Here is a 26270-nt window from a genome sequence, read left to right on the forward strand (position 1 = left end):
GGCAGGCGGTTCGTCGGCCTTCGGCCGACTCACCGCTCGCCTCGGACGAGTGAACCCCGCGCCTTCGGCACGCGGATGCATGCTGTCTCCGCCACGCTCGCACCGCTCACCGAACGACCCGCTCTCTTTACCGACGGACCGATAGCGCCGCTCCCGTGATTGCGATTTTATTTGTAAATCTGCGGAACATCGTGCCTCATATTGCAAATAGCGACCATCATATCCGTTGAATGGGGTCCCTGTCCACCTAACCGCCTCCCCCGCCGAGATGGTCTACTATCAGCTCCGTCACGGCCTCGGGCCGCTCATGCGTCACCCAGTGGGTCGCGTCGGGGAACCGTTCGAGGCGGCCGTTCTCGCAGAACCCGACGCTCCGCTCGGCCAGTTCCGGCAGGAGCGCGTCGTCGTCCTCGCCCCAGATGACGAGCGTCGGCTGCTCGACGGTGGTGCCCGGCAGGTCCGGCCGATGCTGGACCGCGGCGCGGTACCAGTCCAGCATCGCTCCCAGCGCGCCGGGGCGGCTCCACGCCGCGCGGTAGCGGTCCATGTCGGCGTCGGAGAAGGTGCCGGGCGAGGCCTGCCGGAGGAAGCGGGCCATCCCCTCGTAGTCGCGGCGACGGTTGAGCCACTCCGGGAGCCAGGGCAGCTGGAAGAGCAGGATGTACCAGCTCCGGCGCCACTGTTGGAGGTTCAGTCGCCACCGCTCGCGGCTGGGCATCAGTGCCCCCGCGAAGGCGGCCGGGTGGGGGACGTTGATCGTCACCAGCCGGTCGACCAGGTCGGACCGGCGCAGCGCGGCGTCCCACGCGACGGCCGCACCCCAGTCGTGGCCGACGACGTGGGCCGACTCCTTCCCCTCGCTCCGTATCCAGGTCGCCACGTCGGCCGAGAGGCGGTCGGTCGTGTACTCCGGCAGCGTATCCGGCGCCTCGCTCAGGTTGTAGCCACGTCCGTCCGGCACGAGCACGCGGTAGCCCGCATCGACGAGTGGGCGGACGTAGTCGGCCCAGCCCCACCAGAACTCCGGGAAGCCGTGGTGGAGGACCACCAGCGGGTCGTCGGGGTCGCCGGCGACGACGGCGTGCAGTTCGAGGCCGTCGATGTCACGGTAGACGGAGTTGATAGCGGGGTCATGGAGGAGCGAGGCGTCGGTGGCGAGGCGGGGTGGCATATACCTCCTCCGGCGGGTGGAGGCAAAGGCACGGCGGGACGGCTTCGAGCAGTCGTTGCATACGCGCCGAAGGCGCGCGTTTCACCGGCATCGAACGAGTGTCCTGCCGGCATGTTTCTGAACTTTTTGTGCGAGCGGTCGCCGCAGACGGCCGCAGGCCGGCCGACAAGCCGACCCGCCGCGGAAAAGAGCTCCTAGACGTAGCTGAACCAGTCGTCGTAGTCGTCAGTCCGGCGCTCGACGACATCGAAGAACCGCTGCTGGATCTCCTCGGTCACCGGGCCGCGGGTCCCGGCGCCGATCTCCTTGTCGTCGACGGTCCGGATGGGGGTGACCTCGGCGGCGGTCCCGGTGAAGAAGAGTTCGTCGGCGGTGTAGAGCTGGCCGCGGGCGATCTTCGCCTCCTCGTGGACCTCGTAGCCCAGGTCGGTCGCGATGTCGATCACCGTCTGCCGGGTGATACCGTCGAGGATGGACTCGGCGAGGCCGGGAGTGTAGATCTCCCCGTCGTTGACCATGAAGACGTTCTCGCCGGGCCCCTCGGCCACGTCGCCCTCCTTGTTGAGGACGATGGCCTCGATGTAGCCGTTGCCGCGGGCCTCCTCGCCCGCCAGCATGGAGTTGATGTAGGCACCGGTCGCCTTCACGTTCGTCGGGATCATGCTGGAGTGGTGCTTGCGCCATGAGGAGACCATCACGTCGACCCCCTCCTCCAGGGCCTCCTCGCCGAGGTAGGCGCCCCACGGCCAGCAGGCGATCATCGTGTCGGTGGGGCACTCCTCCGGGGAGACGCCCAGCGAGTCGTAGCCGTAGTAGACCAGCGGCCGGATGTAGCACGACCGCAGGTCCTGGCGTCGGATGAGTTCGAGGGTCGCCTCGGTCAGCTCCTCGCGGGTGTGCTCGATCTCGTGGTCGAGCGCGGCGGCCGACTGGTAGAGCCGGTCGAGATGCTCCTCCCAGCGGAAGATCGCCGGCCCCTGCTCCGTGTCGTAACAGCGGACCCCCTCGAAGACGGCCGTCCCGTAGTGGAGGCTGTGTGTCAGCACGTGGACCTGGGCATCCGCCCAGTCGGTGAACTCGCCGTCCATCCAGATGGTGTCGACGTCCATCTCCTCAAATCCCATGTCATGAACCTCGACTGGAAGCCTCTTGAGTGTTGACGGTCCGAGGATTCGCGGGGCGTCGCGGCACTGGCTCCCACTGGTCGGGGGACCGCTGCCCGTCACGGGTGGCAGGACCGGGCCGGAGCGGCGAGGTCGCCGGCCGGTCAGCGGAGCGCGTCGACGAGGGCGGCGCCCTCGACGTAGACGAGGTCGTGCCGCGCCGCGTACGCCCGGGCGTCAACGGGCGAGCGGGCGCCGCCGGTCTCGTCGTCCAGCATCTCGCAGACGACGACCGCGGGCTCGGTGCCCGCCGCGTTCGCGAGCGCGATGCCGAGTTCCGTGTGGCCCTCGCGGTCGGCGAGCAGCCCCGGTGCGGCGCGCAGCAGGTGGACGTGGCCGGGGGCGCGGAACGACTCCACGAAGGCCTCCATGCTCGGGTCCGCCGCGTGCCGGCCGAGCTCACGGACGGTGAGCGCGCGGTCCTCGTCGGTGATACCGGTGAACGTCTCGCGGTGGTTGACCGTGAGCGAGAACGAGGAGCGTTCGTCGTACGCGAGCTCGTGGTCGGCCGCGAGCGGGTGGTCGATGTCCTCCTGGACGAACGGGAGGTCGAACGCGTCGGCGACGGCGTCGGCGAGCGCCACGCAGACCAGCCCGCCGGCGTCGTTGCGCATCCGCGCGACCGCGGCCGGGTCGACCGCCGCCGCCGGGTAGACGAGGTCCGTCTCACCCTCGCGGTCGGCGGCGTCGTGGACGAGCACCGGCTCGCCGGCCCGGAACGCGTCGATGGCCGCCTCAACGGGGTCGGCCTCCGTCGTCGTCGCGGGCACGTCGGACGCGTCGGCGCGGGTCATGCGTCCTCACCCGCGACGTGGACGGTGACCGACTCGCCGTCCTCCAGGCCGATTTCGTCGCGCAGGCGGTCCGGGGCGATGACCTCCAACTGGTCGTCGCCGTGGTGGGTCCGCTCGGGCGCGATGACGTGGGCGGTCTCGTACTGTCCCGCGTCGGTCTCGACGGTGGCCGGCCAGCAGAAGGCCGGCCCGTAGGTGCGCTCGTCGTCCTCCCAGCCGTCGATGCGGACCGGGTCGAGTGCGTCCATCCGGGCCCGCTCCCGGACGCTCTCGGGGTCGAGGTCCAGGTTGAGCGTGCCGGCGAACGGCTCGTAGCCGAGCCGGTCGATGAACTGCTCCATGTAGCCCGGCAGCGAGATGTAGTGGCGCCCCTCGCCCATCCCCGTCGTGACGGTCCCGTCGAGGGCCACGTCGGCGTCCTCGCCCTCGAAGATCCGGCGGTAGTCGGCGTGCTCGCGGCGCAGCAGCGCCTCGCCGTCGGCCGTCAGTTCGACGCGCTGGCCGTCGTTCAGCACTTCCCGGTCGATGGCGCCGACCTCGGCCAGCCGCTGGAGCCGGCGTGAGGCGGTCTGGTTCGAGGCGTCGAGCCGCTCGGCCAGCCCCGCACAGGTGACCGTGGTCCCGGTCAGCGCCCCCCCCAGGGCGAGTTCCTTGAGGGTAGCGACCTCCGCGGCGCCGACCGCGGCTCGTGTCTCTGACATACTCCCCAGTAGGGTAACAGGGCCGATAAGTGTATCGTTTGTGTGATGCGTAACGAAGACGTGACGCGGAGCGGAACGGCGGAGGATCGCAGGACGAAGAGCGTCCGTACTTCTATGTGGGGCAGTCACTCGCAAAAGGATGGCGGTTGGGGCGGTCCATGCGGACCAGCCAGTACCGAGCGCGGGTCGGCGGACCGCTCTGAGGGCCCCGGAAGTCGGCGTGCCTGATTGTTCATTCAGAGGCCGATACTTCGACTGCATATTCGGCATATATCCGATTTACTCGACGCTTTGTATGAATACACGCGTATATTCGGCGGAAACGGCTTCCGTCGGTCGGACACATCACGGGTAGATGTCCGACGAGTTCACGCGACGGAACCTGCTTCGTGCGACTGCTGCGACCGCCGCCGGCTTCGGCGCCACCGGGACCGTCGCCGGCGGGGGCGCCGGGACGGACACGGACCCACAGGTGACCGGTCGTATCCCCTGCCGAACGTTCGACGCCGTCGACCTGACCACGGTATCGGCCTCCGAACCGCTCCCGGACCAGGCGACCGGCATCCAGCCCGGCTCCCAGATGTTCATCCAGTACCCGGACGGGACGACGGCCGGCTGCACGGCCAACTTCATCTGGCGCGACACGAGCGGGTCGAGCGTCGGCAGCGTCAGCGGAGCGGACGAGGGCGACGGTAGCGGTGATACTGCCGCCTCGGACCCCGACGACTCCGATGACTCGGACGACCCGGATGACGCCGACACCCAGGCCGGACCGGCGGAGGAGACCGACGACCTCTACATCGGCGCGGCCGGCCACTGCTTCATCGAGGGGGACGCGACGGCCGACGACCGCGCCGGCGACGACTCCGAGAGGACCTACGACGTCTCGCAGCTGACCGTGAGGGTCTGCAAGAACTGCAACGTCGGCGGATTGACCGGGCTCGCCGTCGCGACCGGTGAGGTGTACGAACTCGGCGAGGTGGTCTACGCCCGGCAGGCACTCCCTGACGACGAGGGCACCGAGGGCGAGGAGGTCGGCCACGACTTCGGGCTGGTCAGGGTACCCGACGAGCTGCGCCCGGCAGTGGACCCGTCGATGCCGCAGTTCGGCGGTCCCATCGACGTACAGGACGGCACCGTCCCGGCCGGCGAGACGGTCTGCCAGTACGGGGCCGGCGTCGCCAACGGCGAGGTGTTCCCGACGATGGCCACGCGGGGGGTGAGCGAGGGCGACCTCGGCTCCCCCGAGAGCTGGTACGCGGCCCTCCGTGCCTCGCCGGGTGATTCGGGCTCCCCGCTCGTCGAGTACGAGTTCGGCTCCGGGACGGACGCGACGGGCGTCCTCACCCACCTCACGACGGCCGGCGTCGCGGGCACGACGGTCACGCGCTGCATCGAGATGCCGAAGGACGACGAGCTGGATCTGGACCTGGAGGTCGTCCGGGCGACCGAGGACGTCACCTCGTAGCTCAGTCCACGCCGGCCTCGTCGGGCCCGTTCCAGAACTCGCTGCCGCCCTTCAGCTTCGGGACCCAGGTGTCCTCGTCGCGGGCCAGCAGCGCGACCCGTGAGTCCTCGACGTCTCGCAGGACCGGATGCGTGGGCAGGTACTCCTGGACGGCCCCGGTGAACGCGAGTACCTCCTCGTGGTCGGGCATCGCCGAGCGGTCCAGCCGGCCGCGGGAGTGGCCGACGTGCATGTACGCCTTCAGCTCCACGAAATCGGCGTCCGCGCGGTCGTACATCCCGGCGTACCATTCGGGATGGTGGTCGTTGAACCCCTGCAGCACGGTCGTCCGCAGGACGGTCCGGGTCTCACCCTTGGCGGCGAGCACGTCCAGCGTGTCGACGAGCCGGTCCCAGGCGTCGTCCTCCGTCGCGCCGACCACGTCGTCGAACGTCGCCCGGTCGGCAGCGTCGACGCTGACGTACAGCTGCGTCGGGTCACAGTCGGCCAACATCTCCGGGCGGGTGCCGTTCGAGACGAGGAAGGTGGTGATGCCGTGGTCGTGGAACGCCTTGATGAGTTCGGGCAGGTACGGGTACAGCGTCGGCTCCCCGTCCAGCGAGATGGCGACGTGCCGGGGCTCCATGGCCTCCTCGAACGCCTCGCGGGGCACCTGGTCGTTGCCGCCGAAGCCCGACAGGAGCTGGCGCTGGAGCTCGATGCTCGCCTCGACGACGGCCTCCGGGTCGTCCCACTCGACCCCGTCGAGTTCGTAGGAGTGGCCCTGGTGGTCACGCCAGCAGAAGACACACCGCTCGTTGCAGTTGACGACGGGCGTCATCTGGATGCACCGGTGGCTCTGGATGCCGTAGAACGTGTTCTTGTAGCAGCGGCCCTCCCCCCGGAGCGCGTTGGCCGTCCAGCCGCAGGTCTGGGCGGCGGTGTGGTTCCGGCTGTGGTAGTCCGGGTCGTCCACCTGTCTCGGCCCGGAATCGCTCATGCCCGGCAGTGGCGCGGGCACCCACATATGGGTTGTGTGCCGCGGGCGCGACGGTCGGCCGACCGGTCGGGGCGGCCACTCCAGCCCCTGACCGTTCGGAGTCGTCCGGTTCCGGCCGGGATTCGTCGGCGTCGGCCCGTGGACGGGAACCGCAAGCCAGTTCCCCCGCGGCGACACAGCCAGTTGTATGAGCAACTACTACGTCCGGATGGAGGCGGCCTGGCTCGTGCGCGACGTCGAGGACGCGAACGACGCCATCGGGGTCGCCATCAGCGAGGCCGGGAAACGACTCAACGAGGCCGACCTGGAGTACGTCGACATGGACGTCGGCATCACCACCTGCCCGGCCTGTGGCGAGGGGCTGGACGCCGCGTTCGTGGCGGCCGACACCGCGCTCGTGGGGCTGGCGCTGGAGCTGGAGATCTTCGACGCCGAGTCCGAGGAGCACGCGAGCCGCATCGCCACCAGCGAGGTCGGCGGCGCGCTGCGGAACGTCCCGCTGAAGGTCATCGAGACGGTCCAGACGGAGAGCGAGGAGGAGGAGGCCGCGGGCGCCTGACGCTGCCGGAAGGGGGAGACCCGTTCTAGAAGCATAGGCAAACCGTTAACGACCGCGAGGCGTGGAGTTTCGGGAAGTGAGTGACACGAACAGCGCTGTCGTCCCCGGGGCGCTCCGGGCGTTCGTCGATGAGAGCCCCCAGCCGGTCGTCGTACTCGACCAGGAGGGGCGGGTCCGCTACGGTAACGGCGCCGTCGCCGAGGTCCTGACAGGGGACGCGGCTGGGCCGGCGGCGCTGACCGACCGACTGGCGGCCGACCTGCTCGCCGTGCCGTCCGGAGCGGCCGGCTCGTCGGACCTGCTGGCGGCCCTGGAGGAGGCCGTCGAGGCCACCGACCCCGACGAGCCAGGGGAGTGTTCGCTTCGCGCGACCATCGGCTCGGGGGCCACGCTCTCGACGGCCGTCAGAGCCGTCGAGGAGGGATGGCTGCTCTCGTTCCGGCGCGACGCCGGGGCGGACGGGGCGGAGCCAACCCCGTCGCGGGCCGAGCTGCTCCGGCAGGCGCTCGACACCGCGGCCGACGGGATCGCCGTCCTCGACGCCGACGGTCGCTACCGCTACGTGAACCCGGCGCACGCCGAGCTGTACGGCTACGACGACCCGGCGGAACTGGTCGGCGGGCACTGGCGCGACCTGTACGACGACGCGGTCGCCGACCGGCTGGCGGCGGACGCGGCGCCCGTCTTCGAGGACGCCGGGGAGTGGCGAGGCGAACCTGTGGCCCGGCGCCGTGACGGGGAACCGTTCCCGCAGGAGCTGGCCCTGTCGGCGCTCCCGAACGGCTGCATCGTCTGTATCGTCCGGGACCGGACGGAGCAGCACCGCCACGAGCGGACGCTGCGGACGCTTCGCGAGGCGACCGGCGACCTCCTCTCGGCGACCGACCGCGAACGCGCGGCCGAGGTCGCGGTCGAGGCCGCCGAGCGGGCGCTCGACCTCCCGCTGTCGGCGGTCTACCTCGCCACCGACGACGGGGCGCGGCTCGACCCGGCGACCTACACGGACGCGGTCGCGGCGACGTTCGACGACGTTCCCGCGTTCGACGGGGACCGCGAGAGCCTCGCCTGGCGGGCCTTCACCACCGGCGAGGCACAGCGGTACGACGACCCCGGGACGGCCGAGGGGGTCTACAACCCGGACACGGCGGCCGCGGCCGAACTCGTCCTCCCGCTCGGCGATCACGGGGTGATGATAACCGGCCATCTGGGCGACAGCGAGTTCGATGCCGAGTCCGTCCGACTGACCCACACGCTGGCGTCGTCGCTGACGGACACGCTCGATCGCGTCGCCGCGACCGAGCAGCTCCGCGGGACGAACGACCGGCTGGAGCGGCTCTCGGCGGTCCTGAGTCACGACCTCCGGGACCCGCTCAACACCGCCATGGCGACGACCACGCTCGCCCGGGCCGAGGCCGACGGCGATGTCGTCGAGCGGCTCGACGACCTGGAGTCCGTTCACGCCCGGATGGAGACGCTCATCGAGGGGGTGCTCGCGCTGACGCAGGGACTGTCCGGCATCGATCCGGCACCGGTGTCGCTCCCCGACGCCGGCGGCGAGGCCTGGCGGACCGCCAGGACCGCCGGCGACGCCTCGGGGGCGACCCTCTCCGTGGACGGCGAGGGCGTCCTCATGGCCGACGAGACCCATCTCCAGCGGCTCCTGGAGAACCTGTTCGGCAACGCCGTCAACCACGCCGGTTCCGAGGTGTCCGTGACCCTCGGCACGACGGCCGACGGCTTCTACATCGCCGACGACGGTCCCGGCATCCCGCCCGAGCAGCGCGACCGCGTCTTCGAGCGCGGCGTCACCGGCGGCGACGGGACCGGGCTCGGGCTGGACATCGTCAGCGAGGTCGCCACGGCGCACGGCTGGACGGTCGAGGTCGGCGAGAGCGGGACCGGCGGAGCACGGTTCGGCGTGAGGGGCGTCGAGTGGGTCGAGCCGCCATCCGGCTGAGGGACGGGCGACGCCGCGTGTCCCCGTTCAGTACCGCTCGATGTCGACGCTACCGACCGTCACCTCGACCAGCCGCCCACCACCCTCGTCGGCGGCCTCGACGGAGCCCTCGTACTTCTCGAGGACCGCGCGTTGTGCGGCATCGGTGCGGTCGCGGTCGTCCACGACCGCGGCGGTCCCGAAGGCGATGACCCGCCAGAGGGTGTCCGACCCGGCGGCCCGCTCGATGGAGAGCGCGATCCGCGGGTTCTCGCGAACGTTCGCCAGCTTCCGACCGCCGGTCATGATCGAGAAGACGCCCTCGCCGTCGCGCTCCTCGTAGGTGTACCACACCGGCGCGACGTGGGGCCGGTCGTCGCGACTGGTCGCCAGGTGGGCGCTCGTGCGGGCGTTCGCGACCGTTTCCCGGAGGAACTCGCGGGTGTCGTCCATGCTCGGGGGAGGAGCCGCTATCGAAAGAAACCGACGGCCGACCGGCGCGCGGTCGCCGTTATCGTTCCGAGACGCGGACAGTCGAACGACGCGACTCGTATCGTGACAGTTCGCCGCCTACTCGTTCTGCGGGGAGTAGTTCGGCGCCTCGTCGGTGATCACGACGTCGTGGGGGTGGCCCTCGGTCTGCCCGGCGCTGGAGACGCGGACGAACTCGGCGCGCTCTTTGAATCCGGGAATCGTCTCGGCGCCGACGTAGCCCATGCCGGACTGCATCCCGCCGACGAGCTGGTGGAGCTCCTCCGCGAGCGGGCCCTTGTACGGGGTCGCGGCCTCGACGCCCTCGGGGACGTACTCCTCCTCGTCGTCCTCCTTGAGGTAGCGGTCGCCGCCGCCGGACTGCATCGCGCCGACCGAGCCCATCCCGCGGTACTGCTTGTAGCGCTTCCCGTTCATCGTGATGACACGGCCGGGCGCCTCGTCGGTGCCCGCGAAGTACGAGCCCAGCATGACGGCGTCGGCACCCGCGGCGATGGCCTTGATCGCGTCGCCGGAGTACCGGATGCCGCCGTCGGCGATGACCGGCACGCCGGCCGGTGCCGCCACGTCGGCGACCTCGGAGACGGCGGTTATCTGGGGCATCCCGGCGCCGGTGACGACGCGGGTCGTGCAGATGGAGCCCGGGCCGATGCCGACCTTCACCCCGTCGGCGAAGTCGACGACGGCCTCCGCGGCCTCGCGGGTGCCGACGTTCCCGACGACCACGTCCGCGTCGACCTCGGCCTTGATGTTCCGGGCCGAATCGATGACGTTGGCGTTGTGCGCGTGCGCGCAGTCGATGAAGAGGACGTCCGCCCCGGCCTCGTCGGCGGCGGTGGCGCGGTCCGCCTCGAACGGGCCGACGGCGACCCCGACGCGGAGGCCGCCCGCCTCGTCGTGGACGGCGTCGTCGTACTCCCGGCGGGCGAGGATGCCCTGCATCGTGACGAGGCCGGTCAGGCGCTCCTCGTCGTCGACGACCGGGACGCGCTCGATCTTGTGCTCGTACATGAGCTCGAGCCCCTCGCGGGCCGTGACGCCCTCCGGGGCCGTGACGACCTCGTCGGTCATGGCCTCGCGGACGGCGTCGGCCTCGCCGACCTCGAGGAACGGGCGGATGTCGGTCGCGGAGATGATGCCGAGCACGCGGTCGTCCTCGTCGACGACGGGGGCGCCGCTGACGCCCTCGCGACTCATCATCGCGTCCACCTCGCGGACGGTCTGGTCCGGGTCGGCCGTCACCACGTCGCGGATGACGAGCTCGTCGGCCCGCTTGACCCGCTCGACCTGTTCGACCGTCTCCTCGACGGTCATGTTCCGGTGGAGGACGCCGAGGCCACCCTGTCGAGCCATCTCGATGGCCAGATCGGCCTCCGTGACGGTGTCCATCGCCGCCGACAGCACCGGAATCGAGAGGTCGACGGACGTCGAGACGCTCGTCCGGGTATCGGCCTCGTCGGGCTCGACACGGCTCTCCTTCGGTCGCAGGAGCACGTCGTCGAACGTGAGGGCCTCCGGCACGCGGAGCTTCTCCGAGAACGGCTGTGGAGCGTCGTTCGCCATGTAAACGGTGCGGCGGCACCGCCCAAAAGCGTTGTGCGACCCGCTCGGGCACGGGAGCCGTCGACACACCGGGTTCCGGCCGGACCCCGGCCCTACCGCGATAGTTCGACGCCGTCGCCGGTCACCGCCACCGAGCACGCCCCCTGCTCGGCGAGGTGGGTGGCGTACTCGTGGACGACGAGCGTGAGGAACCCGACCGCGGCGCCGTCGGCGCCGAACGACTCCCGCGCGAACTCGCGGGCGAAGAAGCGCCCGCGCTCGTCGAGCCACGACCGCAACTCGGCCGCTGTCGCCTCGGCCTTGGCGAGGCAGTCGTCGATGCGCTCGCGGGGGTCGGTCATCTCCGGGCCGTGCATCGGCACCAGCCGGTCGGGGGAAAGTGCCCGGAGCCGCCTGAGCGACCGCTTGTAGTCGTCGATATCGCAGTACAGCGGCGCGTACATGAAGTGGCCGTTCTCGCTCACGAGGTCGCCCGACAGGCAGGTGCCGGAGGGCTCGTGCCAGAACGCGGCGTGCTGGGCGGAGTGACCCGGCGTGTGGACCGTCTCCAGCTCGTAGTCGCCGATGCGGACGGTCTCGCCGTCGCCGACCTCGCGCTCGAACGCGATGCGGTCCTGGTGGTACGACCCGTCGACAGGGAAGTAGACGTCCCACTGTGACTCCGTGGCGCCCAGCCCCGACAGCAGGCGGGTCATGTCCGCCCGGGCCTCGCGCAGGTAGTCGGCGTAGCCGTGGACGATGGACGGGACGCCCTCGAAGCCGACGTGGGGGAGGTCCGCGATCGCGTCGACCGTCTGTGAGCCGCCGACGTGGTCGATATGGGGGTGGGTGAGGAGGACGCGCTCGACGCCCGCCAGCCCGCCGTCGAGCGCCTCGCGGACGGCGTCGGTCGACCGGACGTGACCGGTGTCGACCAGCGTGTCGCCGATCCGGAGGACGTTCACCCCGCCCCACATGGGCTGCTGGAACTCGAGCCGCTGGATATCCATGCATCGCCGTCGGCCACGAGGGACTTAACGGCTTGCCGTGACCGCTCCTACCCCTGCTCCAGCTGGGTCATGTTCTCCAGCCAGCCACGGCCGGCGACGCCGCCGTCCCTCGTCTGGACCGAGGGCGAGCGGTTCAGGACGGCGCGGTGGCCGGTGCCCTCGCCGGCCCAGTCGACGGGCGTGGTCGCGCCGGGCGAGACCGTGAGGTCCGCACTACCGCCCGCCCACGACAGCGTCAGGTCGATGTCGGGTGCGGCGCCGGTCTCCATCCACTCGCTCCCCGTCGGTGCGCCGAAGACCGGGTCGGCGCCGACCGTCGCGTCCGTGATGGCGTGGGTCTCGTCGCCGTCGAACCAGAACCCGTTCGTGATGACCGGGTCCATCTCGCTGGGGCCGTGGCCCGCCGGCCACGCCGAGAGGTGGTTGTACGCGGTGCCGTCATCGAAAGCCCCCGAGATCCAGAGCCACTCGCCGTCGGTCCAGTCACGGCGGCCCCAGGAGTGGTCCCGCTCGCCGGGCCCGTTCAGTTCGAACGTCCGGTCCGGGTCGCCGTCGCCGACGCCGATGCGGGCCGCCCCCTCGACGCGGGTGGCGACCTCGTAGCGGTCCTCCGTCTCGCCGCCGGGCCAGTCGGTCCCCCTGGAGTAGCGGAACGGCTCGTGGCGGGCCCGCGTGGTGAGTTCCACGTCGACCTCGACGGGCTCGCCCGCGCTGGCGACAACCGCCTCGGCGCCCGTACAGCGCGCCGCTCGCCCCCCGAACGCGACCCGCCAGTCACGCCCCACCCGCTCGGGCACCATCTCGAAGCGGAGGTCGGGCGCGTCCACCGTCAGCCCGTGTACGTGGTCGAGAGCGACCGCGTCGTCGCGGAGGCGGTAGACGGTCGCGTCGGCGTCGAGCCCGTCGAGCAGGTAGGCGAACACGTTGGCGGTGTCGCGGTTCGGGTAGAAGCCGATACGGGCATGCGCGGCGACGTCGTCGCCGACGACGTCGAGGTAGTGGCTCTCGGACCAGAACTCCCCGTCGCCGGGCGCGTGGAAGAACTCGTGGCGTGCCTCCATACCCCGTCTGCCGGTCGCGCCGGGATAACGTTTACCACAGCCCGCGCCCGGGTGTACGGAAGCCATGGACATCACCGCGCACGCCGCGCGGGCGGGTGACGGGACGGCGCTGGCCACAGCGCTCGCCGCCGTCGTCGGCCCGGTCGAGACGGTCGTCATCCGGGAGCTCCCCGGGGCGGGGCCACATCGTCGACCGTTACGGGGCAATCACGGGACGGCCATACCGTCACGACGAGTTCTACCGCGCGCTCGGAACGTTGAAGCTCGGCGTCATCACGGAGGGGTTCTTCCGGACCCATCTCGACGACTCGCCGAACGCCAAGCCGACCTATCCGGCGATGCGGATGGTGCCGTTCGTGCTCGCCGAACAGGGCCGGGCGGTACTCGACGGGGAGGTGCCGCTCCGGGGGTGACGGTCCGGGGACCCCGTAGCGTCAGCGGTCCAGGATGCGTCCGGCGGCGACGGCCACCTCGTCGAAGTCACGCAGCGTGAGCCCGTCGGTCGTCATGAAGACGCCCTCGTGGCCGTTCGTCACGCGGACGAGGAAGCCGTGTTCGAACACGCGGATGCTGTAGCGGTAGTCGCCGAGCTCGGAGTCCCGGTAGGAGGTGTGCGCCTCGAACCCGACAGCCTCGTGCTCGACGAAGCTGCCGAGGTCGGCGTCCGAGGACAGGTCCGAACGGAGATACAGCTGTGTGTAGTCCTCCGGCGTGAAGTACGTGATCGACCGGAGCTGGTCGCCGACGGTGGTTCGACAGGCACGGACCAGGTCCGACGCCCGGTCCTCCGCCAGAAGCCCGGAGTCGTGTCGTGACATCGCTCTTCACCTGTCGTGTGATAGCACCGAGCACACTTAGTCTCAACACCGATGTCGGCCGGGTCCCCGCACGGCCGGCGGTCGAGACGCCCCGACTCCCCGTCCGGACCCATCGGCAGTGACCGCATTACATATCGTGTTTACCGGCATATCGCCTCGTACCCCTCGATATTCGCCGCTTTATCGATAATAGGGATAGTAGCTACGGAACCCGTCCGTCGCTCGCGATACGCGTCCCCGGCGACCTCCCGGTCAGGAACGCCGGGAGGCCGTCGAGGTCGAACACGGACGCCGGCGTGTCGAGGGCCAGCAGCGTCCGGACCTTGGCGGCCATCCCGCCGGTCACGTCCGTCGCCTCGCTCTCGCCCAGCGCGTCGGCGGCGTCCTCGAACCGCTCGATGCGGTCGATGACTGTCCCGTCGGCATCAAGCACGCCCGGCACGTCGGAGCAGAGCCCGACCCGGTCCGCGTCGAGCCCCTCCGCGAGCGCGGTGACGAGCTCGTCGCCGGAGACGACCGTGGCGCCCGCGCCAGCCGTCGCCACCACGTCACCGTGGAGCACCGGGACGAACCCCTCGGCCAGCAGCGCGGCCACGGCGTCGGCGGGCTGGTGGAACCGCTCCTCGACGCGGAAGCCGGTCGACAGCGGCGCCACCTGTACCGCCGGGACGTCGGCCGCGGCCAGCGCCCCGACGACGGTCCGGTTGAGCGCCCGCATGGCGCCGTGGACCTCCCTGACGGCCGCGGCATCGCGAGTGCCCGCCGAGGTCGTGACGCCGTGGCGCTCAGCCGCCGGATGGCCGAACGACCCACCGCCGTGGACGACGACGAGGTCGGCCGGGTCGATGTCGGCGTCCGGGTCGGCAGCGGTCGCGTCTCGTCCGTGGGCCGCACCGACCGCCTCGGCCGCCCGTTCGAGTCGCTCCGTAGCGACGGTCTCCGGGCTGTCCTTTGCCGTCACGACGCTCCCGCCGAGCTTCAGGACGGTCGTCACGGCCCCCTCCGGACGCCGTCCGTATCCAGCTCCGCGCGGAACGCCTCCTCGCAGCCCGGGGTGTAGTCGAGTGCGGTCCTCGCGCCGGCCGAGTCGTCAAGCGCGACGATGCAGCCGCCCCCGCCGGCGCCCGTGAGCTTCGCGCCGTGCGCGCCCGACTCGCGGGCGGCCCATACCATCGCGTCCAGCGAGCGCGCGGAGACGCCCAGCGCCGAGAGCAGGCCGTGGTTGAAATCCATCAGCTCGCCGAGTTCGCCGAGGGGCGTCTCCTGACCCCGGAGCAGCGTCTCGCCCTCCCGGACGATGTCGCCGATAGCGGCGACCGTGTCGGCGGCGAAGTCGTGGTCCTCGCGGAGCGCCCGGACCCCCGCCACGAGTTCACCGGTGTCACCGGCGCTGCCATCGTAGCCGACGACGAAGGGGAGGTTGCCGACCCCCGCCAGACGCCGGCAGTCGTCGCCCTGGACGCGGACGGCGCCGCCCATCGTCGAGCAGAAGGTGTCCGCCCGGGAGGCCTGGCCGTCCTGGACCTCGTGTTCGACGCGGTAGGCACGGTCGGCGAGGGCCTCGCGGGGGAGGTCGGCGCCAAGTTCGCGGCTCGCGGCGTCGATGGCCGCGACGACGACCGCGGCCGACGAGCCCAGCCCCGCGCCGAGCGGGATCTCCGATTCGATACCGATGTTCAGCCCCGCGTCCGGGTCGGTGGCGCCGGCCTCGCGGGCCACGTCCCGTGCCTGCGCGACCGCCCCGTCGATGTAGCCCATCGCCGCCTCCACGAGGGTCGTCGGCACGTCCAGCTCGGGGGTCTCGCCGGCGTCACCACCCCACGCGACGGTGAACCCGGACAGCGTGAGGGCATCGGCGTCGACCCGGACGCGGTCGTCGTCGCGGCGCTCGACGGTCACGCGAGCCCGGCGCTCGATGGCGCAGGGCACCGCGGGCTCGCCGTAGACGACGGCGTGCTCCCCGAACAGGTAGACCTTGCCGGGGGCCGAGGCGACTGTCATACCCCGGCGTCGGCGTGGCGGGCACTTGACTCTGACCACACGACCGGGCCGCTCCGGCCACCGCTCGTCGCCACGTCCGAAGCCGACACGCCCTTGCCGGCGGGGGCCGACCATCGGTCCGTGTACCGTTCGAACGCGGCAGCACGGCTCCGCCGGCACGTGGGGGCCCTGCTGAGCGACCTCGCCGCGGAGCACGGCGAGCTGGAGGTCGTCCGGCGGCGCTGGGACGCCGACCCCGCCTCCTACGACGCGCTGGCGGAGGCCTTCGAGGCGTTCGACGTGGTCGGCGGCGCCACCGCCCGGGTCCGGGACCCGGAGGGACGGCTGCTGCTGGTCCGGCGGGCCGACGGCCCCTGGGCAGACCCCGGTGACGCCCGTCGCCCCGGCGAGGACTACCGGGAGTGCGCCCGCCGCGCGGTCCGCGAGGCGACCGGCATCGCCGCCCGCCTGGACGACCTGACCGCCGTCCACGTCCACGTCGCCGAGGACCCCTTCGACCGGCCGCCGCTACCGGACCCGGCGCTCGTCTTCGAGGCCACCCCGCAGCGCGGCGGCGCCCCGACGCCGGTCCCCGGCGACGGCGTGACCGCCGCCGACTGGTTCCGGCCCGACGACCTCCCCGCGGACCTGCTGTACGAGGACCTCCGGCCCGCGGTGCCGGACGTGCGGTGAACACCGACCAGGGAGTCGGCAGGAGACAGTTTCCATCGCGCATGAATCTACCGGTACGCATCGGTCCCTGCTGGTCGATGTCCTGCTACTCGCCGTGATGGCGACGGCTGTCCCCGCGCATGCACAGTCTGCGACCGCGACGCCGACCGAATGCTGTGACGACGACTTCGCGGGGGTCGAAACGAACCTCTACCTGATGCTGGGCGGCGGGGTCCTGCTCCTCGCGACGCTTCTTCTCGTCATCGCCGAGGCGACCACGCCGGACCCCGGGTCGGGCGACGGGACCGACGAGTGACCGGCGCCGTGCCGACCGGTTGCGGGCTTGTGCACCCGATAACCGAGATATCTGATTGTCTCGAGTCGCAACCGCCAGTTCCGAACGCGGCCGCCGCTACTCGGGAGATATCGACGGATAACGAGGGTCGTTGCGCGGTTACAGTTCCGTCTCGAAGTCCTCGAGCGCGTAGGTCGGCTCGGCGCCGCGGCGGTCCAGCGTCTCGTTGGCCAGCAGCCAGTAGACGACCGAGAGCGCCTTGCGGCCCTTGTTGTTGGTCGGGACGACCAGGTCCACGTTCGAGGTGGTGTTGTTGGAGTCACACATCGCCACGACCGGGATGCCGACGGTGATGGCCTCCTTGACGGCCTGGGAGTCACCGATGGGGTCGGTGACGACCACGACGTCGGGCTCGATGTAGCCGTCGTACTTCGGGTTCGTCAGCGTGCCGGGGATGAACCGGCCGGTCCGGGCCCGGGCGCCGACGGCCTCCGCGAACTTCTCGGCCGGGAACCGGCCGTACTGGCGCGAGGAGGCGACCAGGATCTGCTCGGGGGCGTAGTTCGAGAGGAACGACGCCGCCGTGCGGATGCGCCGGTCGGTCTGGGACACGTCCAGCACGTACAGCCCGTCCGTGCGGACCCGATGGATGAACCGCTCCATCGACTCCGTCTTCTGCTGGGTCCCGATGTGGACCCCGCTCTGCAGGTACTCCTCGACCGGGATGAGGAGGTCGGCCTCCTCGTCCGGCATGACGTTCTCGTCGAGGACGGGCGTGGCCGTCTCGGCCTCGGCCTCCTCGGCGTCCTCTGTGTCGGCCGCCTCCGTGGCGGCGGGCGGTGCGTCGTCGTCGACCTCGGCGTCGGCCTCGGCGTCGGGTGACGCCTCGGTCTCTGCCTCAAGGCCTTCCTCGTTGTCGCTCATGCGGATTCCTCGATTCTGATGAGTTCGTTCAGCTTGGCGGTTCGCTCGCCCCCGACCGCGCCCGTCTTGATGAACGGGGCCGCGGTCGCGACGGCGAGGTGTGCGATGGTCGTGTCCTCGGTCTCCCCCGACCGGTGGGAGACGACGGCGTCGTAGCCGGCCCGGTGGGCCGTCTCGACGGCGTCGAACGCGTCACTGAGCGTGCCGATCTGGTTGGGCTTGACCAGGATGCTGTTGCCCGCGTCCCGCGCGATGCCCGTCTCCAGCCGCGCGACATTGGTGACGAACAGGTCGTCACCACAGACGAGACAGTCCCCGCCGACCCGCGCGGTGAGGTCGGCAAAGCCCTCGTAGTCGTCCTCGTCCAGCGGGTCCTCCACGTAGACGAGGTCGTACTCGTCGACGAGGTCGGCGATGTAGTCGCGCTGCTCGGCGGGGCTCCGCTCGCGGTCCCCGTAGCGGTAGACGCCCGCGTCGGCGTCGTACAGCTCGGCCCCGGCGACGTCCAGCCCTATCCGGATCTCGAAGCCGACCGCGTCCTCGACGGCCGCGATGGCCTCGGCGACGACCTCGAACGCGGTCGCGTCGTCGATGGCGGGCGCCCAGGCACCCTCGTCACCCTTGGCGGCCGGGACGCCCCGATCCTCGAGGATGTCGGCGACGGCGCCGTGGACCTCGGCGTTCGCGAAGACGGCGTCCGCGACCGAGGGCGCGCCGACCGGCGCGGCGAGGAACTCCTGGATGTGGGTCGCATCGGCGGCGTGCTCGCCGCCGCCGACGACGTTGCCCAGCGGGGTCGGGAACTCGTTGCCCCGGAACGCACCACCGAGATGCTGGTAGAGCGGCGCCCCGAGCACGTCGGCAGCGGCCTTCGCGGCCGCCATCGAGACGGCGACGGCGCTGTTGGCGCCGATCTCGGAGAAGGCCTCCGTGCCGTCGGCGGCCCGGAGCGCCGCGTCGACGCTCCGCTGGTCGCCCGCGTACACCTGCCCCTCGATGCGAGGGACGGCTCGTTCGCGGGCCGCCGCGATGGCCTCGCCGGCGGGTCGCTCGACGGCCTCGTACTCGCCGGTCGACGCCCCGGAGGGCGCCGCGGCGCGGCCGTGACCGCCCGACTCCGTGTACACCTCGGCCTCGACCGTGGGCGAGCCACGGGAGTCGAGGATGCGACGGAGCCGCACCTCGGTGATGAGTGTCATTCGGCGTCGCCTCCGGGCCCGGTCCGGCGGACGGTGAACGGCAGGACGCCGGCGTCGTACTCCTCGGCCGCGATGAGGATGGGCTCGGTCTGGTCGGTCTCGATGAGGACCGGTGCCCCGAACGACACCTGCAGCGCTCGCGCGCCGATGATGCGTGCCTTCTCGTAGCGGTTGCCTGGCCCCGCCATCATTGATACGGTGCCACCACGTCGACCAGGTCCTTGTGCGAGACGAGCATCCGGCGACAGCAGTGGCGCTCCACGCCGAGTTCGTCGAGCACCTGTTCGGGATCATCGTCACCCTCGCGGGTGCGAGTCTTGAACTCCTCCCAGTGCTCGCCGACGACCTTGCCGCACGTGAAGCATCGGACGGGTACCATCATTGGTGTATCACCTTGTGTGTATCTGGGTCAGCGGTAGGACTTCTGGTAGCGGGCCCGTGCGCCGGGGCCGCCCCACTTCTTGGACTCGGACTGCCGGACGTCGTTGACCAGCAGCGAGCGGTCGAAGTTCATGAACGCCTCCCGCAGTTCGGCGTCGTTGGTGTGCTGCACCAGCCCGCGGGCGATGGCGGTCCGGGCGGCGTCTGCCTGCCCGGAGAACCCACCGCCCTGCACGGAGATGTCGATATCGACGCCCTCTCGCAGCTCGTCCTCGGCGATGCGGAACGGCTCCGTCATCTTGAGTCGCGCGAGCTCGGGCTCGACCAGCTCGACCGGCTGGGAGTTGATTCGTACCTTGCCGCTGCCGTCCTGCACGGTGGCGCGGGCGACGGCGGTCTTCTTCTTGCCTGAGGTGTTCGTGACCATGCTTACCAGGTGACGTTGGCGCCGAGTTCCTCGCTGATATCGCCCAGCGAGGTAAAGCGGATGTTCGACAGCCGGTCCAGCGAGGTCCCCTCGATGACCGTACCGTCCTCCTCGTAGGGGTTTCCGACGTAGACCCGGACGCGCTCGAACGCCTCGCGTCCGCGGGTCGTCTCGTGCGGGACCATCCCCCGGACGGCACGCTTGAAGATGCCGTCCGGCCGCTTGGGGTAGTAGGGCCCCCGGTCGGAGCCCACGCGGCGCCGCTCGCGGTACTTCTCCATCGTCGACTCCTCGCGGCCGGTGATGACCGCGTCCTCGGCGTTGACGATGGCGACGCGCTCGCCGTCGAGCGCGCGCTCGGCGACCTCGCTCGCGACGCGACCCAGGATGCAGTCCCGTGCGTCGACGACGACGTCGGCGTCGTACTCGGCGTAGCTCATCGGATCACCCGGACGTCGGAGCCTTCGTGATTACGGTCCAGTGCCTCTTCTAGCGTGATGGCCTCGCCAGCCGCCTCGATCTTCGTCTCGGCGGTGCCGGAGAAGTTCACGGCCGCCACCGTGACGTCCGTGCGGAGCGCGCCGGAGCCGAGCACCTTGCCCGGCACGACGACGGTCTCCTCGGGCTGGGCGTAGCGGTCGATGCGGCCCAGGTTGACCTCCGCGTGGGTGCGGCGCGGCTTCTCCAGCCGGGCCGCGATGTCGCCCCACACGTCGCCGCCACCGTTGCGGGTGGCGGTCTTGAGGTCGGCGATGAGGCTGGCGAGCCTCGGGTTCGTCTTGTTACTGCTCATTGTTGTGAGTTCCGCAGAAGGGTGGCATGCAGGGAGCAGGATTTGAACCTGCGGACCCCTACGGGACAGCGCCCTGAACGCTGCGCCGTTGGCCAAACTTGGCTATCCCTGCGCGCGTCCACCCGTTCGTTGCTACCCTTCAAACCGCTTTCGGTCCCGCAACCGGGGGCGTCGCGGGCCATCGAGCCCCGCCGCTCGTCGGCCCCGGAGGGGCCCCATGTGAGCGGTCGTGTGCCGGCCGTGGCGCGAGCCGCGGCGCGGCGTCGGGGTCGTGGATTCATCGCGGTTGGTGGGTGTGTGGTTCGGTCGTCGTTACAGCTGGACTGCCTGCTCGAGTTCGTCGGCGCGGTCAGCCAGCGAGTCGACCGCGTTCAGAACGAGATCGGACACCGGGAGCGAACCGTCGCTCTCGATGCTGAACACGAACGCGTTGGGCACGTCGTGCACCTCGACCTCCTTCCCGGGGTAGCGCTTCGAGAGGTCGTGGTCGAACGACTCCGTCGGGACGAGTTCGCCGTCGTCCTCGATGACGCCCCGCAGGATGTTCGGCTCGTCCTCCCAGTCGGCGGCGTCGCCGACGACCTCGATCCGCTGGAGGTGTCGGTAGCCGACGGCCACGCCACCCTGATGTTTGGCGTGGCTCTTGCCGTGGTCCATCACCGCCTCGGCCTCGATCTCGAGGCGCTGGGGGGAGTCGGCCCCCTCCGGATACTTCAGGTCGATGATGGGGATGTTGTCGTCGGCGGGCTCCACCCGGTCGTCGGCCGATACGAGGTCGCCCGAGTACGCGGTGTCGGGCCCCTCGACGTCCAGCGCGAGGGTGGCCGTCTCGCCCACGTCGTAGTCGTCGGGCGTCGTCAGCGGGACGAGCCCGAGGCGGAGCGAAATCTGCTCGTCGAACATGACCGACGAGTTCTCGATGACACGGACGGTGTCGATGGACAGCGTGGGGACGTCCGACACGATGGCCCGGCGGATGCCGTTGGCGAAGGCCGGCGTGATGTCCCGGACGACGAACCGCGCGTCCCGTTCGTCCCGGTCGATGAACTCCACCTCGTAGTCCTCGCTCATCTCAGAACCCGCTGTTCTTCGGTGCCCGCGTCCCGTCGTGCGGGATGGGCGTGACGTCTTCGATGCGGCCGATCTCCAGGCCCGCACGGGCGAGCGCACGGATGGTCGCCTGGGCGCCCGGACCGGGACTCTTCTGCAGGTTGCCACCGGGACCCCGCACCTTCACGTGCAGGCCCTTCAGGCCGGCGGCCTGGACCTCCTCGGCGACGACCTCGGCCATCTGCATCGCGGCGTACGGCGAGGCCTCGTCGCGGTTCTGCTTCACCACGGTCCCGCCGGAGGACTTCGCGATGGTCTCGGCGCCGGTCAGGTCCGTCACGGTGATGACGGTGTTGTTGAACGACGCGTAGACGTGGGCGACACCCCATCGGTCCTGTGATACGTCTTCCTGGGAGCTCATTCCTGCTCACCTGCTCGTTCGGGATGGAGGTCGTCGGCCAGCGGGCTCGACTCGTCGAACTCGATGTGGTCCTCCTCGGCGGTATCGACCGTGTAGCCCGGCCGCGTGACGCGGGCGTCGCGCACGGTAACGTGCCCGTGGACGATGAACTGTCGCGCCTGGTCGGCCGTGTTGCCCAGCCCCTGCCGGTAGGCGACCGTCTGCAGTCGCCGTTCGAGGATGTCGGTCACCTCGAGGGCCAGCACGTCGCCCAGCCCGTCGTCCTCGCCCATGAGGCCGATGCGGCGCAGTCGCGCGAGGAACTGGTCGCGGGCCCGCTGTGCCGCCGCGTCCGGCTCGGTCTGGCCCAGCAGCGAGCGGGCCTCCCGCCGGAACGAGCGCAGCGTCGACTGCGTCCGCCACAGCTCCTCCTTGTTCTTCAGCCCGTAGCGGTCGAGCAGTCCGGACTCCTCGTTGATGCGCTCGCCCTGGTACGGGTGGTTCGGTGTCTCGTAGAACTTGGTGTTGCTACCGAGTGCCATTATTCCTCCTCAGCCGCGGCCTCCTCGGCCTGCTCTTCCTTGATCGCCTCGACGTTGACGCCGATGGTGCCCTCCGTTCGGCCCGTCGACTTGGTCCGCTGTCCGCGGACCTTCTGGCCCCGCTCGTGGCGGGTACCCTTGTACGAGTCGATCATCTTCATGCGGTTGATGTCCTGACGACGCGTCATCTCGAGTTCGTTGCCGATCTCGTGGGTCGTCTCCCCGCTGAAGTAGTCGGTGCGGTGGTTGTTCATCCAGTCGGGCACCTCGTCGGCGTACCCCTCGACGAGCTCGACGACACCCTCGATGGTCTCGTCGTCGAGCTTGCCGAAGACGGCGCGCCGGTCGACCTCCGCCTTCTCCGCGATGAGGCGGGCGGCCCGGTGACCGATGCCGTTCAACTCCGTTAGCGACCGCTCGACGGACTTGGTACCGTCGAGGTCGGTCTGTCCGATACGGACGAAGTAGCGGATGTCCTCCTCCTCGGATTCGGACTCCGCCTCGTCCGCGTCTGGGTCTTCTGCACTCATGTCTTGTTGGTGTGGCTAGCGCGGCGGCGGGGATTCGAACCCCGGAGGCTTGCGCCACAGAGTTAGCAACCCTGCGCCTTAGACCACTCGGCCACCGCCGCTAAGCCGTTCTTTGTGGTAATCTCGCCCCGGCCGAGCCGGAACTCGCGGGTGCCGAGCACCCGCTACAGTGTTTGCGTCCGGAACTACCGTGCAGGTGCATAAAAACGTAGTGATGCCGTTCCGGTGTGCCAGGACGTGTCCCGACGCTCCGGGGCCGTCTCGGCGTCGTGGTCAGTCCCGGTCGCGTGCGAGCGTCCCGCGCTCGCTCACCTGCAGGATGGTTCGCATGTTCCGGTAGATGGATCCGGAGTCCGTCTCCTCGCCCGGGTCGTACAGGTCCGACACCCGGAACAGGACGGCAGCCACCCGCTCGGACTCGTCGCTCTCGCCCCGAACGTCCCGGGCCACCTCGCGGATGAGCGCCGCCCGTTCGGGGTCGTCCTCAGGCGTTCCCGTCCCGCCCTCGCCCCCCGGACCGGCGGTCGCGTCGTCGCTCACTGCTCCGGCGTGCGCGCCGCCCCCTGCTCGCGGCGCCGGTGGACGATTCCCTGCATGTTCGCGGCCGTCCGGACGAACCCGCGGAACGACTCCCCGGTCTCGCTGTCGTCGTCGAGCACGACCGGCTCCCCGGCGTCGCCACCCTCGCGGACGGCAGGGTCAAGCGGGACGCTCCCCAGAAACGGCATGTCGTTCTCCTCGGCGAACCGCTCGCCGCCGCCGGACCCGAAGATGTCGTGCGTGCTCCCGCAGTCCGGGCAGCGGAAGCCGGCCATGTTCTCGACGATGCCCAGAACGGGCGTGTCGTGCTTGCCGAACATGCGCAGCCCCTTCCGGGCGTCGTCCAGCGCGACCTCCTGCGGGGTCGTGACGATGACCGCGCCCGACACCGGCACCGATTGCAGCATCGTCAGCTGGGTGTCCCCGGTCCCCGGCGGCAGGTCGACGATCATGTAGTCCAGCGCCCCCCACTCGACGTCCTCCCACAGCTGGGTGATGATCTTGTGGACCATCGGGCCCCGCCAGATGACGGGGTCGTCCTCGCCCAGCAGGAAGTCCATCGACATCAGCTTCATCCCGTACTGCTCGGGGGGGACCATCGTCTCGTCCTGGGTCGCCTTGGGCTGCTCCCCGGCGTCGAGCATGCGGGGCACGTTCGGGCCGTACACGTCGGCATCGAACAGGCCGACACGGGCGCCGCGGTCCGCGAGCCCGGCCGCCAGATTGACCGCGACGGTCGACTTGCCGACGCCACCCTTGCCGGAGGCGACGGCGATGACGTTCTTCACCCCCGGGAGGATCTGGTCCTCCGGCGCGACCCCGCGGTCGACGCTCGCCGACAGCTCGACCGACAGGCCGAAGCCCGACAGCGCCCCGCGGACGTCCTCGGCGACGCCGGTCTCCGTCGGGGAGTACGGCGCCCCCAGCGCGAGGTCCACCTCGATGGCGTCGCCCACGGTCACGTCGTTGACCAGCCCCAGCGAGACGATGTCGTCGCCCAGGTCGGGGTCCTGTACCGTCCGCAGCGCGTCGAGAACGGCGTCCCTGTCTACCATTACCGAGGATAGGCGCCCTGCGAGCGATAAGGATTGTGACGCCCGGACGGGCGTCCCCCGGGTCGAAGGGGCCGAGCACCACCGCGGATACCGGCCATAGCCAGGGGGCCCCGCCGGCCTCGACGGCTCCCAGGGAGAGGCCCCCCGAGCGACAGGCCGACGATCTCCGCCTCCCGCGGCCGACCCGTCCGGCTCGGACGGTCCGAGTTTTCGAGAGACGTTCGGCTACGGGAAATTTTAGCGAGCACGTATCCCCATCCCGCCCCGAGTATCGGTCGTATGAATCCCAACGACCGCCCGACGCTCGGGGCGGACGGGTCGCCGACCGGCGACCGGTTCGAGACGGGCGCGGGCCTTCAGGACGGCTTCGCCGACGGGGACCACGGGGTCGCCGGCGACGGAGCCGCCGAGTACAGCACCGGCACGACGACGGTCGGGCTGGTGGCGGCCGACGGCGTCGTCCTCGCGACCGACCGGCGGGCCTCGCTCGGCGGCCGGTTCGTCTCGAACAAGGACGTGGTCAAGGTCGAGCAGGTCCACCCGACGGCGGCGCTCACCATCGCCGGCTCGGTCGGGGCCGCGCAGGCATACATCAAGCAGCTCCGCGCGGAGAGCGACCTCTACCGGACCCGCCGCGACCGGCGGATGAGCATGGAGGCACTCTCCAGCGTCGCGAGCGGCCTGCTGCGTGGCCTGCCGGTGAGCCCGCTGCTCGGCGGCGTCGACCCCGGCACGGAGGGCGCCGAGCCACACCTCTACCAGCTCGACGGCGCCGGCGGCCGAATCGAGGAGTCGGCCTACGCCGCGACCGGCAGCGGGATGACGGTCGCGACCGGGGCGCTGGAGCGCGAGTACGACCCCGACGCCGATATCGAGGCGGTCGTCCCGACGGCGGTCGATGCGGTGCTGGCGGCCAGCGAGCGTGACACCGCTTCGGGCAACGGTGTTGTCGTGGCGCGGGTGACGAGCGACGGCGTAGAGACGGAGAGGCGTGACGGGACCGGTGCCCTCATGAACGGGGCGACCGGAGATATCCAATAATGCAGAACAGCCAACAGCAGGCGTACGACCGCGGTATCACCATCTTCTCGCCGGACGGCCGGCTCTACCAGGTGGAGTACGCGCGTGAGGCCGTGAAACGCGGGACCGCGGCAGTCGGTGTCCGCACGCCGGAGGGCGTCGTGCTCGCCGCCGACGGCCGCCTGCGCTCCTCACTGCAGGTCGCCGAGAGCGTCGAGAAGATCCACAAGGCCGACGAACACCTCGGTATCGCGACCGCCGGTCACGCGGCGGACGCGCGCCAGCTCGTCGATCTGTCCCGCCGGCGCGCCCAGGTCGAGCGGCTCCGCTACGGCGAGGCCGTCGACGTGGAGACGCTCACAAAGGCCATCACCGACAACATCCAGGAGTTCACCCAGACCGGCGGCGCGCGGCCCTTCGGCTGTGCGCTCCTCATCGGCGGCGTGGACGAGGACGGCTCCCCCCGCCTGTTCGAGACCGATCCGTCGGGCACTCCCTACGAGTGGAAGGCCGTCGCGGTCGGCGGCAACCAGCGCGAGGCACAGGACGAACTCGAGGCGAACTACCCCGAGGTCGAGACGGTCGACGACGGGCTCCAGTTGGCGTTCGATGCGCTCGCCGCCACCGCCGACGGCGGCCTCACCCCGGAGGGCATGAGCGCGGCGACCATCCCCGTCGAGACCGGCAGCTTCGAGACGCTCGAGCGCTCGGAGATCGCCGACCACCTCGACGAGAACGGACTGCTGGACGAGGAGTAGAGACCTACCG

General features: G+C 70.7%; 33 protein-coding genes and 2 tRNA genes. 8 read left to right on the forward strand and 27 right to left on the reverse strand.

Annotation, left to right across the window (positions count from 1 at the left end; all coding sequences use genetic code 11):
- Positions 1–247: 247 nt before the first annotated feature.
- The 4 genes from DP107_RS00890 to DP107_RS00905 all read right to left on the reverse strand — a co-directional run bounded on the left by DP107_RS00890 (position 248) and on the right by DP107_RS00905 (position 3829).
- Positions 248–1171: an alpha/beta fold hydrolase gene (locus tag DP107_RS00890; RefSeq protein WP_144260246.1), complete on the reverse strand. Its 924-nt coding sequence runs from the start codon at positions 1169–1171 to the stop codon at positions 248–250.
- Positions 1172–1365: 194 nt separating this feature from the next.
- A complete protein-coding gene (locus tag DP107_RS00895) occupies positions 1366–2295 on the reverse strand; it encodes a branched-chain amino acid transaminase (protein WP_144260247.1) in 930 nt (309 codons plus the stop codon).
- 143 nt (positions 2296–2438) lie between these two features.
- Positions 2439–3128 (reverse strand): 3,4-dihydroxy-2-butanone-4-phosphate synthase, encoded by a 690-nt coding sequence (gene ribB, locus DP107_RS00900; protein WP_144260248.1) that lies wholly within the window; start codon positions 3126–3128, stop codon positions 2439–2441.
- On the reverse strand, positions 3125–3829 hold the full coding sequence (locus DP107_RS00905) for a DUF120 domain-containing protein (RefSeq protein ID WP_144260249.1): 705 nt from the start codon (positions 3827–3829) through the stop codon (positions 3125–3127). Before DP107_RS00905 ends, ribB begins: the two co-directional genes overlap by 4 nt.
- A gap of 355 nt (positions 3830–4184) precedes the next feature.
- Between DP107_RS00905 and DP107_RS00910 the strand changes: the two genes are divergently transcribed.
- Complete coding sequence (locus tag DP107_RS00910; RefSeq protein WP_144260250.1) at positions 4185–5297, forward strand: chymotrypsin family serine protease; 1113 nt, start codon at positions 4185–4187, stop codon at positions 5295–5297.
- A gap of 1 nt (position 5298) precedes the next feature.
- Here DP107_RS00910 and twy1 read toward each other — a convergent pair whose 3' ends face one another.
- Entirely contained in the window at positions 5299–6276 is a 978-nt protein-coding gene (gene twy1 / locus DP107_RS00915; RefSeq protein ID WP_185977115.1) for a 4-demethylwyosine synthase TYW1, read from the reverse strand.
- A 187-nt stretch (positions 6277–6463) separates the two neighbouring features.
- Here twy1 and DP107_RS00920 point away from each other — a divergent pair, with 187 nt between their 5' ends.
- Together DP107_RS00920 and DP107_RS00925 are read left to right on the forward strand one after the other, a co-directional pair.
- On the forward strand, positions 6464–6835 hold the full coding sequence (locus tag DP107_RS00920) for a DUF555 domain-containing protein (RefSeq protein WP_144260252.1): 372 nt from the start codon (positions 6464–6466) through the stop codon (positions 6833–6835).
- 76 nt (positions 6836–6911) lie between these two features.
- A complete protein-coding gene (locus tag DP107_RS00925; RefSeq protein ID WP_185977116.1) occupies positions 6912–8792 on the forward strand; it encodes a PAS domain-containing sensor histidine kinase in 1881 nt (626 codons plus the stop codon).
- A gap of 27 nt (positions 8793–8819) precedes the next feature.
- Here the strand turns inward: DP107_RS00925 and DP107_RS00930 are convergent, their stop codons facing one another.
- The 4 genes from DP107_RS00930 to DP107_RS00945 all read right to left on the reverse strand — a co-directional run bounded on the left by DP107_RS00930 (position 8820) and on the right by DP107_RS00945 (position 12876).
- Positions 8820–9224, reverse strand: a complete 405-nt coding sequence (locus DP107_RS00930) for a pyridoxamine 5'-phosphate oxidase family protein (RefSeq protein ID WP_144260254.1) — start codon at positions 9222–9224, stop codon at positions 8820–8822.
- 117 nt (positions 9225–9341) lie between these two features.
- On the reverse strand, positions 9342–10826 hold the full coding sequence (gene guaB / locus DP107_RS00935) for an IMP dehydrogenase (RefSeq protein ID WP_144260255.1): 1485 nt from the start codon (positions 10824–10826) through the stop codon (positions 9342–9344).
- Between the two features lie 92 nt (positions 10827–10918).
- Positions 10919–11815 (reverse strand): MBL fold metallo-hydrolase, encoded by an 897-nt coding sequence (locus tag DP107_RS00940; RefSeq protein ID WP_144260256.1) that lies wholly within the window; start codon positions 11813–11815, stop codon positions 10919–10921.
- A 47-nt stretch (positions 11816–11862) separates the two neighbouring features.
- A complete protein-coding gene (locus DP107_RS00945) occupies positions 11863–12876 on the reverse strand; it encodes a hypothetical protein (RefSeq protein ID WP_144260257.1) in 1014 nt (337 codons plus the stop codon).
- 257 nt (positions 12877–13133) lie between these two features.
- Between DP107_RS00945 and DP107_RS19710 the strand changes: the two genes are divergently transcribed.
- Complete coding sequence (locus tag DP107_RS19710) at positions 13134–13289, forward strand: hypothetical protein (RefSeq protein WP_185977117.1); 156 nt, start codon at positions 13134–13136, stop codon at positions 13287–13289.
- Positions 13290–13310: 21 nt separating this feature from the next.
- On the opposite strand, the gene DP107_RS00950 is transcribed toward DP107_RS19710, so the two are convergent.
- The 3 genes from DP107_RS00950 to mvk all read right to left on the reverse strand — a co-directional run bounded on the left by DP107_RS00950 (position 13311) and on the right by mvk (position 15695).
- Positions 13311–13694 carry a DUF7522 family protein gene (locus DP107_RS00950; protein WP_144260258.1) on the reverse strand — a complete coding sequence of 128 codons (384 nt, stop codon included), beginning with the start codon at positions 13692–13694 and terminating at the stop codon, positions 13311–13313.
- A 202-nt stretch (positions 13695–13896) separates the two neighbouring features.
- Positions 13897–14688, reverse strand: a complete 792-nt coding sequence (locus tag DP107_RS00955) for an isopentenyl phosphate kinase (protein ID WP_144260259.1) — start codon at positions 14686–14688, stop codon at positions 13897–13899.
- Positions 14685–15695, reverse strand: coding sequence for a mevalonate kinase (gene mvk / locus DP107_RS00960; RefSeq protein WP_144260260.1), 1011 nt, complete (start codon positions 15693–15695; stop codon positions 14685–14687). Before mvk ends, DP107_RS00955 begins: the two co-directional genes overlap by 4 nt.
- A gap of 120 nt (positions 15696–15815) precedes the next feature.
- Between mvk and DP107_RS00965 the strand changes: the two genes are divergently transcribed.
- Both DP107_RS00965 and DP107_RS00970 read left to right on the forward strand, forming a co-directional pair.
- Positions 15816–16367 (forward strand): NUDIX hydrolase, encoded by a 552-nt coding sequence (locus DP107_RS00965; protein ID WP_185977118.1) that lies wholly within the window; start codon positions 15816–15818, stop codon positions 16365–16367.
- 97 nt (positions 16368–16464) lie between these two features.
- Entirely contained in the window at positions 16465–16662 is a 198-nt protein-coding gene (locus DP107_RS00970; RefSeq protein ID WP_144260262.1) for a hypothetical protein, read from the forward strand.
- Between the two features lie 138 nt (positions 16663–16800).
- On the opposite strand, the gene rpsB is transcribed toward DP107_RS00970, so the two are convergent.
- The 15 genes from rpsB to DP107_RS01045 all read right to left on the reverse strand — a co-directional run bounded on the left by rpsB (position 16801) and on the right by DP107_RS01045 (position 24482).
- Positions 16801–17565: a 30S ribosomal protein S2 gene (rpsB, locus tag DP107_RS00975; RefSeq protein WP_144260263.1), complete on the reverse strand. Its 765-nt coding sequence runs from the start codon at positions 17563–17565 to the stop codon at positions 16801–16803.
- Entirely contained in the window at positions 17562–18764 is a 1203-nt protein-coding gene (gene eno / locus DP107_RS00980) for a phosphopyruvate hydratase (protein WP_144260264.1), read from the reverse strand. Before eno ends, rpsB begins: the two co-directional genes overlap by 4 nt.
- Positions 18761–18955, reverse strand: coding sequence for a DNA-directed RNA polymerase subunit K (locus DP107_RS00985; RefSeq protein WP_394348509.1), 195 nt, complete (start codon positions 18953–18955; stop codon positions 18761–18763). The genes eno and DP107_RS00985 overlap by 4 nt, the downstream gene beginning before the upstream one ends.
- A complete protein-coding gene (locus DP107_RS00990) occupies positions 18952–19146 on the reverse strand; it encodes a DNA-directed RNA polymerase subunit N (RefSeq protein WP_144260265.1) in 195 nt (64 codons plus the stop codon). The genes DP107_RS00985 and DP107_RS00990 overlap by 4 nt, the downstream gene beginning before the upstream one ends.
- A 27-nt stretch (positions 19147–19173) precedes the next feature.
- The gene (locus tag DP107_RS00995; RefSeq protein WP_144260266.1) at positions 19174–19572 is read right to left on the reverse strand and encodes a 30S ribosomal protein S9; all 399 of its coding nucleotides are present in this window, start codon (positions 19570–19572) and stop codon (positions 19174–19176) included.
- Between the two features lie 2 nt (positions 19573–19574).
- Positions 19575–20012 (reverse strand): 50S ribosomal protein L13, encoded by a 438-nt coding sequence (locus DP107_RS01000; protein WP_144260267.1) that lies wholly within the window; start codon positions 20010–20012, stop codon positions 19575–19577.
- Positions 20009–20365, reverse strand: coding sequence for a 50S ribosomal protein L18e (locus tag DP107_RS01005; protein ID WP_144260268.1), 357 nt, complete (start codon positions 20363–20365; stop codon positions 20009–20011). The genes DP107_RS01000 and DP107_RS01005 overlap by 4 nt, the downstream gene beginning before the upstream one ends.
- A gap of 27 nt (positions 20366–20392) precedes the next feature.
- Positions 20393–20477 (reverse strand) — tRNA-Leu (locus DP107_RS01010).
- Between the two features lie 200 nt (positions 20478–20677).
- Entirely contained in the window at positions 20678–21436 is a 759-nt protein-coding gene (locus tag DP107_RS01015) for a DNA-directed RNA polymerase subunit D (protein WP_144260269.1), read from the reverse strand.
- Between the two features lies 1 nt (position 21437).
- Positions 21438–21836 (reverse strand): 30S ribosomal protein S11, encoded by a 399-nt coding sequence (locus DP107_RS01020; RefSeq protein ID WP_144260270.1) that lies wholly within the window; start codon positions 21834–21836, stop codon positions 21438–21440.
- A complete protein-coding gene (locus tag DP107_RS01025) occupies positions 21833–22357 on the reverse strand; it encodes a 30S ribosomal protein S4 (RefSeq protein WP_144260271.1) in 525 nt (174 codons plus the stop codon). Before DP107_RS01025 ends, DP107_RS01020 begins: the two co-directional genes overlap by 4 nt.
- The gene (locus DP107_RS01030; RefSeq protein ID WP_144260272.1) at positions 22357–22887 is read right to left on the reverse strand and encodes a 30S ribosomal protein S13; all 531 of its coding nucleotides are present in this window, start codon (positions 22885–22887) and stop codon (positions 22357–22359) included. The genes DP107_RS01025 and DP107_RS01030 overlap by 1 nt, the downstream gene beginning before the upstream one ends.
- 19 nt (positions 22888–22906) lie before the next feature.
- Positions 22907–22988, reverse strand: a tRNA-Ser gene (locus DP107_RS01035).
- 172 nt (positions 22989–23160) lie between these two features.
- Positions 23161–23427: a hypothetical protein gene (locus DP107_RS01040; RefSeq protein ID WP_144260273.1), complete on the reverse strand. Its 267-nt coding sequence runs from the start codon at positions 23425–23427 to the stop codon at positions 23161–23163.
- On the reverse strand, positions 23424–24482 hold the full coding sequence (locus DP107_RS01045; protein ID WP_144260274.1) for an Mrp/NBP35 family ATP-binding protein: 1059 nt from the start codon (positions 24480–24482) through the stop codon (positions 23424–23426). The genes DP107_RS01040 and DP107_RS01045 overlap by 4 nt, the downstream gene beginning before the upstream one ends.
- A 279-nt stretch (positions 24483–24761) precedes the next feature.
- On the opposite strand from DP107_RS01045, the gene DP107_RS01050 reads away from it, so the two are divergent.
- Together DP107_RS01050 and psmA are read left to right on the forward strand one after the other, a co-directional pair.
- Positions 24762–25523 carry a proteasome subunit beta gene (locus DP107_RS01050; RefSeq protein WP_144260275.1) on the forward strand — a complete coding sequence of 254 codons (762 nt, stop codon included), beginning with the start codon at positions 24762–24764 and terminating at the stop codon, positions 25521–25523.
- Positions 25520–26260: an archaeal proteasome endopeptidase complex subunit alpha gene (psmA, locus tag DP107_RS01055; RefSeq protein WP_144260276.1), complete on the forward strand. Its 741-nt coding sequence runs from the start codon at positions 25520–25522 to the stop codon at positions 26258–26260. Before DP107_RS01050 ends, psmA begins: the two co-directional genes overlap by 4 nt.
- The last annotated feature ends 10 nt before the right edge of the window (positions 26261–26270 follow it).

It is taken from the genome of Haloglomus irregulare (genome assembly GCF_007421925.1).
GTDB lineage: Archaea > Halobacteriota > Halobacteria > Halobacteriales > Haloarculaceae > Haloglomus > Haloglomus irregulare.

Excerpts from the sequence above, each read along its gene's own strand:
- DP107_RS00890 (WP_144260246.1), bottom strand. The coding sequence starts at position 1,171 with ATGCCACCCCGCCTCGCCACCGACGCCTCGCTCCTCCATGACCCCGCT.
- DP107_RS00895 (WP_144260247.1), bottom strand. The coding sequence starts at position 2,295 with ATGGGATTTGAGGAGATGGACGTCGACACCATCTGGATGGACGGCGAG.
- ribB (WP_144260248.1), bottom strand. The coding sequence starts at position 3,128 with ATGACCCGCGCCGACGCGTCCGACGTGCCCGCGACGACGACGGAGGCC.
- DP107_RS00905 (WP_144260249.1), bottom strand. The coding sequence starts at position 3,829 with ATGTCAGAGACACGAGCCGCGGTCGGCGCCGCGGAGGTCGCTACCCTC.
- DP107_RS00910 (WP_144260250.1), top strand. The coding sequence starts at position 4,185 with ATGTCCGACGAGTTCACGCGACGGAACCTGCTTCGTGCGACTGCTGCG.
- twy1 (WP_185977115.1), bottom strand. The coding sequence starts at position 6,276 with ATGAGCGATTCCGGGCCGAGACAGGTGGACGACCCGGACTACCACAGC.
- DP107_RS00920 (WP_144260252.1), top strand. The coding sequence starts at position 6,464 with ATGAGCAACTACTACGTCCGGATGGAGGCGGCCTGGCTCGTGCGCGAC.
- DP107_RS00930 (WP_144260254.1), bottom strand. The coding sequence starts at position 9,224 with ATGGACGACACCCGCGAGTTCCTCCGGGAAACGGTCGCGAACGCCCGC.
- guaB (WP_144260255.1), bottom strand. The coding sequence starts at position 10,826 with ATGGCGAACGACGCTCCACAGCCGTTCTCGGAGAAGCTCCGCGTGCCG.
- DP107_RS00940 (WP_144260256.1), bottom strand. The coding sequence starts at position 11,815 with ATGGATATCCAGCGGCTCGAGTTCCAGCAGCCCATGTGGGGCGGGGTG.
- DP107_RS00945 (WP_144260257.1), bottom strand. The coding sequence starts at position 12,876 with ATGGAGGCACGCCACGAGTTCTTCCACGCGCCCGGCGACGGGGAGTTC.
- DP107_RS00950 (WP_144260258.1), bottom strand. The coding sequence starts at position 13,694 with ATGTCACGACACGACTCCGGGCTTCTGGCGGAGGACCGGGCGTCGGAC.
- mvk (WP_144260260.1), bottom strand. The coding sequence starts at position 15,695 with ATGACAGTCGCCTCGGCCCCCGGCAAGGTCTACCTGTTCGGGGAGCAC.
- DP107_RS00970 (WP_144260262.1), top strand. The coding sequence starts at position 16,465 with ATGGCGACGGCTGTCCCCGCGCATGCACAGTCTGCGACCGCGACGCCG.
- rpsB (WP_144260263.1), bottom strand. The coding sequence starts at position 17,565 with ATGAGCGACAACGAGGAAGGCCTTGAGGCAGAGACCGAGGCGTCACCC.
- eno (WP_144260264.1), bottom strand. The coding sequence starts at position 18,764 with ATGACACTCATCACCGAGGTGCGGCTCCGTCGCATCCTCGACTCCCGT.
- DP107_RS00985 (WP_394348509.1), bottom strand. The coding sequence starts at position 18,955 with ATGATGGCGGGGCCAGGCAACCGCTACGAGAAGGCACGCATCATCGGC.
- DP107_RS00990 (WP_144260265.1), bottom strand. The coding sequence starts at position 19,146 with ATGATGGTACCCGTCCGATGCTTCACGTGCGGCAAGGTCGTCGGCGAG.
- DP107_RS00995 (WP_144260266.1), bottom strand. The coding sequence starts at position 19,572 with ATGGTCACGAACACCTCAGGCAAGAAGAAGACCGCCGTCGCCCGCGCC.
- DP107_RS01000 (WP_144260267.1), bottom strand. The coding sequence starts at position 20,012 with ATGAGCTACGCCGAGTACGACGCCGACGTCGTCGTCGACGCACGGGAC.
- DP107_RS01005 (WP_144260268.1), bottom strand. The coding sequence starts at position 20,365 with ATGAGCAGTAACAAGACGAACCCGAGGCTCGCCAGCCTCATCGCCGAC.
- DP107_RS01015 (WP_144260269.1), bottom strand. The coding sequence starts at position 21,436 with ATGAGCGAGGACTACGAGGTGGAGTTCATCGACCGGGACGAACGGGAC.
- DP107_RS01020 (WP_144260270.1), bottom strand. The coding sequence starts at position 21,836 with ATGAGCTCCCAGGAAGACGTATCACAGGACCGATGGGGTGTCGCCCAC.
- DP107_RS01025 (WP_144260271.1), bottom strand. The coding sequence starts at position 22,357 with ATGGCACTCGGTAGCAACACCAAGTTCTACGAGACACCGAACCACCCG.
- DP107_RS01030 (WP_144260272.1), bottom strand. The coding sequence starts at position 22,887 with ATGAGTGCAGAAGACCCAGACGCGGACGAGGCGGAGTCCGAATCCGAG.
- DP107_RS01045 (WP_144260274.1), bottom strand. The coding sequence starts at position 24,482 with ATGGTAGACAGGGACGCCGTTCTCGACGCGCTGCGGACGGTACAGGAC.
- DP107_RS01050 (WP_144260275.1), top strand. The coding sequence starts at position 24,762 with ATGAATCCCAACGACCGCCCGACGCTCGGGGCGGACGGGTCGCCGACC.